8 protein-coding genes and 2 pseudogenes are annotated in these 11108 nt (G+C 63.0%); 4 read left to right on the top strand and 6 right to left on the bottom strand.

All coding sequences use genetic code 11. The features are described 5' to 3' along the window. The 3 genes and pseudogenes from EQG76_RS25675 to EQG76_RS25655 form a co-directional block, all read right to left on the bottom strand. A partial coding sequence (locus tag EQG76_RS25675) for a tyrosine-type recombinase/integrase (RefSeq protein ID WP_159717562.1) occupies positions 1 to 572 on the bottom strand: 572 nt, incomplete at its 3' end. A gap of 1069 nt (positions 573 to 1641) precedes the next feature. Continuing rightward, positions 1642 to 2199 (bottom strand): annotated as a pseudogene (locus tag EQG76_RS33700) (class I SAM-dependent methyltransferase); the annotation flags it as partial. Between the two features lie 865 nt (positions 2200 to 3064). Further along, positions 3065 to 4381: an MFS transporter gene (locus EQG76_RS25655; RefSeq protein WP_159717565.1), complete on the bottom strand. Its 1317-nt coding sequence runs from the start codon at positions 4379 to 4381 to the stop codon at positions 3065 to 3067. A gap of 163 nt (positions 4382 to 4544) precedes the next feature. On the opposite strand from EQG76_RS25655, the gene EQG76_RS25650 reads away from it, so the two are divergent. Next, the gene (locus EQG76_RS25650; protein ID WP_407925570.1) at positions 4545 to 5468 is read left to right on the top strand and encodes an AraC family transcriptional regulator; all 924 of its coding nucleotides are present in this window, start codon (positions 4545 to 4547) and stop codon (positions 5466 to 5468) included. An 84-nt stretch (positions 5469 to 5552) separates the two neighbouring features. Here the strand turns inward: EQG76_RS25650 and EQG76_RS25645 are convergent. Together EQG76_RS25645 and EQG76_RS25640 are read right to left on the bottom strand one after the other, a co-directional pair. After that, positions 5553 to 6367 (bottom strand): annotated as a pseudogene (locus EQG76_RS25645) (NAD-dependent epimerase/dehydratase family protein). After that, positions 6364 to 6744, bottom strand: a complete 381-nt coding sequence (locus EQG76_RS25640; protein WP_159717561.1) for a MarR family winged helix-turn-helix transcriptional regulator — start codon at positions 6742 to 6744, stop codon at positions 6364 to 6366. The pseudogene EQG76_RS25645 and the gene EQG76_RS25640 overlap by 4 nt, the downstream one beginning before the upstream one ends. A 320-nt stretch (positions 6745 to 7064) precedes the next feature. Between EQG76_RS25640 and EQG76_RS25635 the strand changes: the two genes are divergently transcribed. Both EQG76_RS25635 and EQG76_RS25630 read left to right on the top strand, forming a co-directional pair. Beyond that, complete coding sequence (locus tag EQG76_RS25635) at positions 7065 to 7982, top strand: SDR family oxidoreductase (protein WP_159717559.1); 918 nt, start codon at positions 7065 to 7067, stop codon at positions 7980 to 7982. Between the two features lie 209 nt (positions 7983 to 8191). Further along, positions 8192 to 8587, top strand: coding sequence for a lipocalin-like domain-containing protein (locus EQG76_RS25630; protein ID WP_321573510.1), 396 nt, complete (start codon positions 8192 to 8194; stop codon positions 8585 to 8587). A 354-nt stretch (positions 8588 to 8941) separates the two neighbouring features. On the opposite strand, the gene EQG76_RS25625 is transcribed toward EQG76_RS25630, so the two are convergent. Continuing rightward, positions 8942 to 9916, bottom strand: coding sequence for a LysR family transcriptional regulator (locus tag EQG76_RS25625; protein ID WP_235031567.1), 975 nt, complete (start codon positions 9914 to 9916; stop codon positions 8942 to 8944). A 137-nt stretch (positions 9917 to 10053) separates the two neighbouring features. Between EQG76_RS25625 and EQG76_RS25620 the strand changes: the two genes are divergently transcribed. After that, positions 10054 to 11016, top strand: coding sequence for an MBL fold metallo-hydrolase (locus tag EQG76_RS25620; protein ID WP_159717557.1), 963 nt, complete (start codon positions 10054 to 10056; stop codon positions 11014 to 11016). The last annotated feature ends 92 nt before the right edge of the window (positions 11017 to 11108 follow it).

The raw sequence follows: 11108 nt of genomic DNA, 5'->3' as shown, positions 1-11108 counted from the left end.
TGGCCGCGCCAGCGCCCCGGGTTCTCGCCCGTGCGCGCCTTGAGCGCCCCCGCGTAGTCCAGCACTGCCTCGATGCGCTGGCGCACCCGGCTCGCGGTCTCTGGTATCTGCGTCCAGATCGGCCGCAGCGCAGCCAGCACGATGTCGGTGTCCACAGTCTTCACGTCGAGCGCGCCGAGCTTCGAGAAGGCGTAGGCTTCCAGCGTCGCGGTCCACTGCGCCGCATGCTTGGCATTACGCCAGCCAGGCCGCTTGGCCTCGATCAGGGCTTCTGCTGCAGCACGAAACGTCAGCGCCTTGCTGCGGCTGCGCTCGACCAGGGGATCGCGCCGCTCCTTGACCAGACGGCGCGCATCCAGCGCCTTCTCGCGTGCCCTGGAGAGGCTGACCTCCGGGAATGGACCCAGACCCATGTCACGACGCCTGCCATCAATCTGGTAGCGCAGGATCCACTTGCGCGCGCCTGTCTTAGAAACCACCAGACGCAGCCCGCGACCATCGTCATAGGTGCCGGCCGCGGCCGTTTCTACCTTGCGGTGGGAAAGTTTGCCGTCACGACTACCAGATGCCAAGGCTACGGTCCCACGTTCAGCCCCACGTCGGAACCTGGATTACCACACACCAGGATGGACGGCAATGGACGTAGGGACCAGCTAAAGTGCTACATTCTGTGACGTTTTACCGGACGCCCTGGATATTCTCGGACCATCTCGGATTTTACTTGGGCGGACTTCCCCTCCGCCAGCACGACCAGCTAAATAGTTGAAAAATACTGACTTCGCGCTGGCGTATGGCTAGAGGTACCAACGATTGTCCCAACAGCGTGGGGGTATACCTGACTGCGCACCGGCAGTGCCGGCCATTTATGCGAGCCTGCCACTAAGTGTTTCATCATCGGCATGGAGCGGGCTTGCCCGCTCGTCAGGCTTTCCGCCTGTCACCAATCTTGGCGCAGACAGTCGGAAGCCCGCCGCGCAGGTTGATTCAATCCACGTCTACCAAAAACAGGGCGCGCGGCTGCGCTTGCACAGGTCTGACAGCCGTGCATTCAACTCACGTCTCGCCGTCCGTGAGTCCGAGGAAGAACTTCGGCTGATGGATGTGTAGCGGTACCTCCATCACACTCGGCCCACACGCTACCGAAGTTCACCCGGCCGCAACCTCTTCTATCTCATCCGGCACGCCGCACAGCCAAACCGTGCGGCTATAACAATCACTGCGCTCGGCGCAATCTTATACCCTACAAGATCACCTACCAAGCCTGGGCCGAAGGAGCCAGACGGATCGGAGACAAATCTTCTCACCGAAGCACGGGAACATGCGCTTAGTCCGGACGAAGTGCTGGTGGTCCACGTGACCCCTTCACCGACCTGATGGTGCTGGGGCTCTCTCTTCGTTGCCGGGATCTTTGCCTGCGTTCGCGACGGCGACAACGGCGGCCTTACCTGCAGATCTTCTCGCAGGGCACGCCGTCGTGATCGCCATCCAGCCGGTTGAGGCCGCACTGCGTGAGGTAGAATTGCGCCTCATTGCAGCTGCCCATCTCTCGGCAAACACGCTTCCCGGAGCAGGTGAAGCTGCTGGCGGTCCCGGATGAGGCGACTGTCGGCTTTGGTTGCTTGCTTGGCTTTGGCTGTCGAGCCTGCGCGTGATCCGGTAGACCGCCGCTGGAGGAACGTTTGCGAGCGTACCGCCAAGTCGTTCCGCCTTCAGCCCGAGACGGTCGAGTAGTCTGAGCGGAACCGGGCATCGCGGTCCATAGGTGAACTGGTAGAGCGCGCCATCTGGCTTCATCTTGCGGAAAGCGCCGGTCAGGATCGCGATCACCTTGCGTTGCGGCATGGACAGGAGAGGCAGGCCGCTGACGACAGCGCCCGCCTGCTTACCATCGAAAAGGTCGACCGTCCGCAGGCGCGCGGCGTCTATACAGACCGTTCGCGCTTGCGGGTACTGGAAATGGAGCGCAGCGGCGAACTCGGATCCGAACTCGATCAGCGCCAAGTTTTCCTGCTTCACACCACGAGCGATTAGGGGACGTGTGAACGCCCCGGTTCCTGGCCCAAGCTCGATGACCGGCCCTGTGTCGTGCGAGATCTCCGAGGTGATGAGGCTGGCGAGTGCCTGGCCTGACGGTGCGACGGCCGCAACCCTCAGCGGGTTTCGGAGCCACGCCCAGAAGAAGCCGAACGTCTCAGCCATACGCTGTTGCTTCAATGATTCCGAAGTCGCTATTCGCTGATGCGACGGCGTAGCCGATCGCCTCCCGTCGCAAAACGTCATCAAAACCCGCATGACATGACCTCCCGATTCCAGCGGGTACGGAACCCGCCGTACGATCCAGAACAAGGCGGCCTCCGCGATCAGCAGGCCGCCTAGTGCGGCAAGGGCGACGACCGTCGTGTTCGCCGTCTCGATGGAATGTGCGGCGTAGAACCCTATGCCGATGAACAGTCCGTTCCAGACGGCAATGCCGGCCGCGGATGCTACCAGGACGCTGCGCGAGCTCCCGCGCAGAAGGGCTACGAACGCCGGGGCGAACAGCCGGACGGTCGGCACCAGCTGGAGCGCGAAGGCGAGCGCGGTCTGGTTCCGGCGGAAGGAGGCGATCTCGCGCTCAATGCGATCGGCGGACATCCCGAAGAAGCGACCGGCCCCGCTGAGGAAGCGCGTGGAGCGCGTCTCGCCCAGCCGTCGAACGGCGTGGAACCAACCGACGCAGCCGCCTACGCTGCCCATGGTGGTCGCGAAGAACGCGGTGGAGAGTGACCAGGCCTCGTCTGCCGCTCCAATGCCGACTGCCAGCAGCAATCCATAGGACGGGATCACGGGCACGAAGCGCTCTATCAGGGCGACGGCAAACAGGCCGATGAGACCATAGATGCTGATCCACGCCATGACGGCGCCGACGGGGTCAAAATCCATGAGCTATTTCTCTTCTCTCAAACTGTTGGCGGAGGAATTCGGCCATCAAAGGCAGCCATTGTGGGGGCGGCCTTCGGTGGTTCTTGGGACTCGCCAGCGCGCCGGAATGATTGTTGCATTCGTCATCCGGGGCGGAGACGTGTCACCGACAGCTGAGCAAGGCAGCGATGCGCCGGTTTGCGATCAGCATGGCGATCCCGGTCAGGACGGTGAAAACCGGCACGACCAGCAGCCCGAGCCCGAGACCATTGGGAATCTCCGCAGCCGTCGCCCCGTCGCTGACCATGCCGACGATGAGAGGCCCGAGCGCTGGCCCGAGAAGGCCGGAGCCGATCATCACGAGGCTGGACGCCTGCGCCTGCTTGCCCTCGCCGGCGACGAGGTGCGCCGCTCCGAAGGCCCATGGCAGCATGAAGGAGAAGGACAGCATCCCGGGCACCAGCAGGGCTATCGACAACCAGCCGGCCGGGGCGAACAAGGCTGCGCTCGTGGTCGCACTGGTGATCAGGAAGAGAACGGCTGGCGCGCCGAGCACTCTCCCGGTGCCCGAGCTCACGGCGCGGTCGAACCAGCGCCCGCCCAGGAGCGTGCCGACGATGCCCATCATGCCCTGCAGGAGGCCGAAGGCCAGTCCGACCTCGCTGGTACTGAAGCCGTGCGTGCGGATGAGGAACGGGGCGGAGAAGGCGTAAAACGGTGCTGCGGCGAAGCCGACGAAGATCGCGCCGATGAACAGCCAGCGGAACGCCGGGGACGCCAGCAATCGGCGGCTGGATGCCATGAAGGGTTCGCTGTTGGCGGCCGTGCGCGCGAGCATCGGGGTCGGCCCCGGGACAATGAAGGCCAACAGAGCAATCAGCCCGCCGATGGCTCCGGCACCGATCATGGCGGTGCGCCATCCGAGCGTGTCGCCGATCGCGCCGCCCGCGGCGAAGCCGACCATGGTTCCGAGAGGAATCCCCATGGCGAAGAGGCCGATCGCCAGGCCGCGGTGTTTGGGCGAGATTTTGCGGGCGATCAGCGCATGGCCGGCAGGCACCGCACCGGCTTCTCCGAACGCGACGCCGAAACGCGTGAGCGCCAGCAGCAGGAAACTTGCGGCGAAGCCGCCGAGCGCCGTCATGGCGCTCCAGAGCACGATGCACGAAACCAGGACGAAGCGAGGTGATCCTCGATCCGCGGCCCGGGCGAGCGGTAGCGACAACAGCGAATAGCAGACCGCGAAGGCGAGGCCCGTCAGCAGGCCCATCTGGGTATCGCTCAGTCCCAGGTCTGCTTTTATCGATTCTGCCAGAATGAAGGGAAGTATTCTGTCGATCTGTGAAAACGCGTTGGTGAGAATCAGCGTCATCAAAATCGCAAAAAGATGCCAACCCTGCACATACTCATTCGGAAATTCTTTCAAGAGCAGAGGTGGCCCTCGGTGCATGTCTATTGACTTCACGCTTGTTTCCGTCATCTTCGACACGCTCCCTGCTTGGCGCGCACCCTCAAGCTAGATGGAGCGCCTGATGATCGGAATGCCGGAAGCCCCAAAAAACTTGCCCAATCCTGCAGGCGGCGATAAGCTGCCAGTTGAGGGCGAGGTGCTGCGCTGGCCTCGCGACCCTCGGGAGGTGCGCGTGCCGCCATCGCTGTTCGGGGCAATCGCCGCCTATATCGAGGCCCAGGGCGGGGGACAGGGTCTGTTCCCGACGCCGATCGGTGGCTTCAATATCGTCCGTTCCTTCAAGGAAAGGATGCGGATGCGGCAGGTCTACAAGCCGTCGATCTGCGTCGTGGTCCAGGGGGCGAAGGAAATCATCCTGGGTGATGAGACGCTTCGTTACGGCGCAATGGAGTGTCTGGCCGTCGGCATGACGCTGCCGGCGACGGGGCACATCGTCGAGGCAAGCCCCGAGGCGCCATATACCGGCTTAACGCTCGAGCTTGACGTGGCGATGATCCGCGACGTGCTGGGGCAGCTCGAAACGCCGCCGGCATCCCCTGCGAGATCCGGCCCCTGCCTGTTCGTTCGGCGGGTCGATGAGCCTCTGGCGGAGTGCGTCCTGCGCCTTCTGCGGATGTGTGAGACACCGAAGGCGATCCCGATCCTCTTTCCGTCCGTCATGCGCGAGATCTGTTACTGGCTTTTGAGCGGTCCGAAGGGCGGCGAACTCTGCAAGCTGGCTGAGCCCGAATCGAACGCCGCCCGGATCGCGAGAGTCCTTCATCTCATGCATGAGGACATCGCTCGGACGCTGCGTATGGATGAACTGGCGGACGTGGCGCGCATGAGCCAGTCCTCATTCCATCAACACTTCAAGGCGATGACCTCGATGACGCCGCTGCAGTTCCAGAAGCAGTTGCGCCTTCTCGAAGCACGACGCCTGATGGTGACGGAAGATGCTAACATCACCGAGGCTTCGTATCAGGTCGGTTACGAAAGCGCATCCCAGTTCAGCCGTGAATATTCCCGGATGTTTGGCGTTGCTCCGAAGCGTGACGTCATGAATCAGCAGCGCCTGTACAGCGAGTATGTCGGTCGCAGGATGCAAACTGCATAGCTGCTCAACGATGTCTTGAGACGGACCGATCCCGGCCATACCGCTGAGAGCGGGTCTTTGAGGGTCTCAGGCGAGACGCGGGCGTCACATCAGCTTTTCCTGCACGGCCTGATAGACGGTCCTCACGACAGGCTGGAAACCAAGACTACGCGCCAGTGAGACGTCCATGTGCAAGCGCCATGGATTGTCGAGTGGAGCGGAGGACGGCTCCATCGTGCCTCCAACCAGTCCGACAAGCTCATAGATCGAGATGGGCGCCTCGTCGGCGATGTTGACGATGCGCCCGTCCATCGCGCCGATCAGCGCCAGGTCCATGGCAGTGGCGATATCGCGATGATGAACCAGGCTCATCCGCTGGGCGGGATGCATCTTGAAGCTGGCGACAAGTCGCGGCAGCTCTTCCAGATGCCCGTCCTTGTCGCCATAGACGAAGCCGAACCGCTGGATGTTCCAGTTCAGCCCGCTTCTGCGTAACGCAGTCTCTGCGGCGAGCTTACTGGCGGGATAAGCCTGTTGAGGATCGGTGTCATCATCCTCGCGGCCCGGGTGCGGATTGTTGACGTCATAGACATTGGATGTGCTCACCAGGATGAAACGCGCTTTAGGCGCACGCGCCTGCGCCGCAGCGATGAGGTTGTGCGTGCCTTCGAGGTTGCTCTTCCAGATCAGGTCTGTGTCGGGCGTCCGGAAAACGGCTGCGAGATGGATGATCGCCGATACGCCCCCATCGCTTCCATGAGGGAGTCAGGATCGAAGAGGTCCGCCGCGATCGTGCTCACGCCGGCGGGCGCCTCTTTCCCGCTACGCATGAGCGCCCGGCAGTCCACTCCCACCTGGACAAGACGTGGAAGGAGTCGAGTTCCGACAAGACCGGTCGCGCCGGTCACCAGCACGGTCATGGATATGTTCCTTTCTGAAGAAGGGTCTCGAGCCGCTGTGTCGCGGTTTGGAGAACCTTGATTGCGGTCGCGATTTCGGCGTCGTCGATGCCGTCGAACGCCACTGAGCGAATGAAACCAATATCGGGCAACTCGCCCCAGAGCTTCGCGCCGGCGGCCGTCATGCGAAGGAGCTTTTGCCGCTGGTCGGCCTGATCGGCCTCTTGCTCCACCAGCCCCTTGCGCACGAGCGTGGCGACGATGCCAGTCATCGTCGCTCGCTCGATCTCGAGCATTCGCACGAGATCGCGCTGCAGGGTCGGCCCGCCGGTTGCGAGCTGGTAGAGCACGTACCACTGCACGGAGCCGAGATCATAAGGGCGCAGGACGGAATCCATGACCGCCCGGGCGGCGAAGTAGCACCGCTTGGCCCACGCTCCTATCAGGTCACGGCTCGAACTTCCCCGTTCATCACTCAATGGCGCAGACCTCAAATTCGCTAGTTACCTAGCAAATATGTAAGGTAGCGAACAAATGGCAAGGGCGCGTCTGGCGGCCTAGTGATCCCAGAGGCCATGGAGAAATGGGCAAATTTTTTGACGGTTCCGGCATGGAGAATCCGCCTGCCGTCGGCATTCTTGTCGGGAGATGAAAACCGGCACCCCGAGACCCGATGTGCTCGACGGCGGCCGAACCGCCGAGAAGGCAAGGATCATCAATGACGAAGTGGACGACCAGGAATATCCCATCGCAGAACGGCCGTTCGGCTGTCGTCACAGGTACCGGGGGGCTGGGATACCAGGACGCGTTGGCGCTGGCTCGCGCCGGCGCACATGTCGTGATCGCCGGGCGCAATCCCCGCAAGGGTGCTGAAGCCGTCGCAGCGATCAAGGCGGCCGTTCCTGGAGCGCAGGTGCGGTTCGGCCAGATCGACCTCGCGAACCTCGCGTCGATCGCCGCCTTCGCCGAGCAGCTTGCGCGCGAGCAGGACAGCCTCGACCTTCTGATCAACAATGCCGCCGTGATGACTCCGCCGGAGCGTCGCGAGACCAGCGACGGCTTCGAGCTGCAGTTCGGCACGAACTATCTCGGACACTTTGCCCTCACCGCGCATCTGATGCCGCTCCTGAAACGAGGGCAGAGCCCCCGCGTCGTGACGCTCGGCAGTATTGCGGCGCGCAGCGGCGCGATCGACTTCGACGACCTTCAGGCCGAGCGCAACTACAAGCCGTTTCCGGTCTACAGCCAGTCGAAGCTGGCTTGCATCATGTTCGCCTTCGAACTCAGCCGACGTAGCCGGGCAGCAGGATGGGGTGTCGAGAGCCTGGCGGCACATCCCGGCATCACCCGTACCGATCTCATTCCCAATGGCGCCGGCCGATCAAGTCTTCCCGGGATGCTGCGACGCTTCCTCCCCTTCCTGTTCCAGCCCGCATGGCAAGGTGCGCTGCCCGCGCTCTTTGCCGCGACTGAGCCGACGGCACGGGGCGGCGCCTACTATGGGCCAGACCGGCTGAGCGGGACGCGCGGTTACCCGACCGAGGAGAAACCTCCCGAACAGGCGCTGGACGCCACCATTTCCGCGAGTCTCTGGGAAGTGTCCCAAGACCTGACCAAGGTGAGCTTTGGCTTGTAGTCGCCTTCGACCGACTCGCCCGCTTAAGCTCGAAGCAACCCGGCCCGTGCGGGCGCCAGCCAGCCTATTCCGCCGTTTCAGTCGATCGAGAGGACCTTGGCATGATCGAGCGCAGAACCATACTCGTTGCCGGCGCCGCCGCGATGGCTTTTTCCAGCGCCGATCCCGCGGTTGCGCAGACGGCCAACAAGGTCGTGGGGACATAGCGAATTGTCTCTGCAGCCGTCGAGGTGAACGGAACGACGTCGCTTCCCTATGGTCCCGAGCCGCAGGGAATACTGGTGTTCACCAGCGACATGCATTTCGTCGAGTTTCTGCACGACCCGCGCATCCCGCGCTTCAAGTCGGACGAGCGGGGACGCGGCACCGACGAGGAGAACAGGGCGGTCATGGCCGGCACACTCGCCCTGTATGGCCGCTATACTGTCGATGGGGACGGCAATTTTAGTGGAAACACTGTCGAGGGCTCATCCTTTCCCAACTGGATCGGCGACGTTCGGACGACCAATGAATTGACCATGAGGGTTGAGGGCGACCGGATGATCGAGAACTTTCAGCGCCCCGGCGGGGCCAGGGTAACGATCACTTTCGAGCGCGCGCGCTAGATCGATGCTTATCCCGCCTCTCCGCGAAGGCGATCCACTGTAACAGCGAAATCAGCTGCATCCGTTGTTGGCGCCCGGCGCCCGGCCTCCCGTGCAGGAAACGACAGTGCCGTCGGGGAGGCGAAGCCAGGCGCCGCGCAGCTGATGCGGCGGAAGGCTATGCAGTTCCTGATGCGCGTTCGATTTCAAAGGTCCGCGATCTCGTCGCGATCGTCCGGAGGCGATCACGATTGAGCGTCTATGCCGCCGCCATACCATGGTGAACCCACCCCGCCGCGCGACGAGCTGGGATGCGAACTGACGCTTCCGATCCCGGCCCTAGCCCCTCGTGGTTTGGCATGTCGGAACCGAGCATTAGCCGTCGTTCGAACACCATTTATAGTTGCGGATATATTCGAGAAATGTCCGCATTGCTGCGCTCGTATGCCGTCGGCTTGGATAATACAAGTACCAGCTTGGCAGCTTCTGCTTCCAGTCCCCGAGCAATTCGACAACTCTGCCTCGTTCGATCTCCTCACGGACATAGTCCTCGAACAGGTGAGCGATCCCCGATCCTGCAATCGCAGCCTGGAGCTCCTGATGTGCTGAGCTCAGCGTCAACCGGCCTCTCGGCGCGATTTCCACGTCCTCGCCATCTCTCTCAAATTTCCACGTTACCATGGTACCGCCCGGGAAACGGCGACGAATACAGTCGTGCTGCAAGAGATCGCGCGGTGAGCCGGGTCGACCACGCTCACGAAGATAATCAGGCGAAGCTACGATCGCATACCGCAAGGCGGGACCGAGTGGCATGGCGACCATGTCCTGGGCAAGCTGGTTCCCAAAGCGCACGCCAGCATCGAAGCCCCGCTCGACGATGTCGATGATCGCGGCATCGCTGACGATCTCGACATGGACCTCAGGGCAAATTTTCATGAACTTGAAGGCCAGCGGGCAGAGAACGTGGTCTGCCGCCGGACCTGGTGCATTGATCCGCACGGTGCCGGACGGATGCTCGCGAAGCTGGTTGAGATCGTCGATCGCGGTCCTGATTTCGTGAAGCGCCGGCCTTAGTCGCTCGAGAAGCTGCTCGCCTGCTTCGGTAGGCGCGACACTGCGTGTCGTCCGGTTCAGCAGCCGGATACCTAGCGCTTCCTCGAGCACCCCGATTGACTGACTGATGGCCGACGACGAAACGCCCCTGGCAAGCGCGGCCGCCCGGAAGCCGCCGTGGCGCACGACGTCCTCAAAGATCTCAAGGCTATCAAGGCGTAGTGGCCGCATTGAAAAGTCTGACTTAATAAGCTGATCTATTTTGATTAGCTTATCCGTGCGCTCGATCTGTGTCATCCCTTGGGGAACACGCAGAGGGGCGGCGCCACAGATGACGCGGCCCTTGCGCCGGCGCTGGAAGCAAACGCCGACCTGCCGGCAGGTATCGGACGGGATCAAAAATGGTTAAGATCACACTGAACCGCAGGAAGATCATGCTGACGGCCGCGGCGGCCGCGACGGGGCTGATCCTGCCGACTGGCGCTGCCTTTGTGCAGGCCACTCCCGCCGCATCGCCTCCGGCCCCGGCCGGGAATGCCGGTCATTACCGCTTTCGCGTCGGTGACATCTCGGCGACGGTGCTGAGCGATGGGCTGATCGGCGGCCCTCCGCGGGTCTATGCCAGCGATGCGCCGGAAGCGGAGCTGCAGGAGGTTCTGCAGCTCGCCTTTCTGCCTACCGACCGGCTGACGCTCAATCTGAACACGCTGCTTGTCGAGACGAATGGCCGGCGGATCCTCCTCGAAGCCGGGGCCGGGCAGACCATGGGGCCGCAAGGCGGCCGCGTCTTCGAGAACCTGGCCGCCATCGGTCTGTCGCCCGGGGATATCGATGTCGTGGTCGTCTCGCATACCCATCCCGACCATGTCGGGAACCTTCGCACCGCCGACGGCGGCAAGGCATTCCCGCGGGCGACGGTCTTTGCGCCTCGGGCCGATTGGAACTTCTTCGTCCGCAACGATCCGGACCTTTCCTACATGCCGGTGCCCGAAGAGTTCCGCCGCAATTTCGCGGCCGCCATCAAGCGGAGCATCGAGCCGGTCACCGACGGGATCGAGTTGTATGAGGCCGGCGGCGAGATCGTCCCCGGGCTGTCCATGCTACCGGCAGTCGGCCACACCCCCGGCATGGCGAATTTCCTCATTCAGTCCGGGAACGATCAGCTCCTGCTGACGGCCGACCTCGCTTACCACCCGATCGTCAATGTCGACCGGCCGTGGCTGCCTGGGCCGGATCGCGACAAGGACGCTGCACTCGCCTCCCGCCGCCGCATCTTCGACATGGCCGCGGCAGACCGGCTGCTCGTGCTCGGCTTTCACTATCCGTTCCCCGGCCTCGGGCGAATGCTTAAGACGGATGCCGGCTATGCCTGGATCCCGCTCGGCTGGCAGTTCTGATCCGGCCGGGCAGCCAAGCCTGGCCGAGCGCGCCGCGTACCCAGTTTCGGTCGGCTACCCATTGCCCGTAGACGGCCCCTGATGTCGGCCGC

It is taken from the genome of Geminicoccus flavidas (genome assembly GCF_009806515.1).
GTDB classification, from domain to species: domain Bacteria; phylum Pseudomonadota; class Alphaproteobacteria; order Geminicoccales; family Geminicoccaceae; genus Geminicoccus; species Geminicoccus flavidus.
This window is presented reverse-complemented; position numbering and strand designations above follow the sequence as displayed.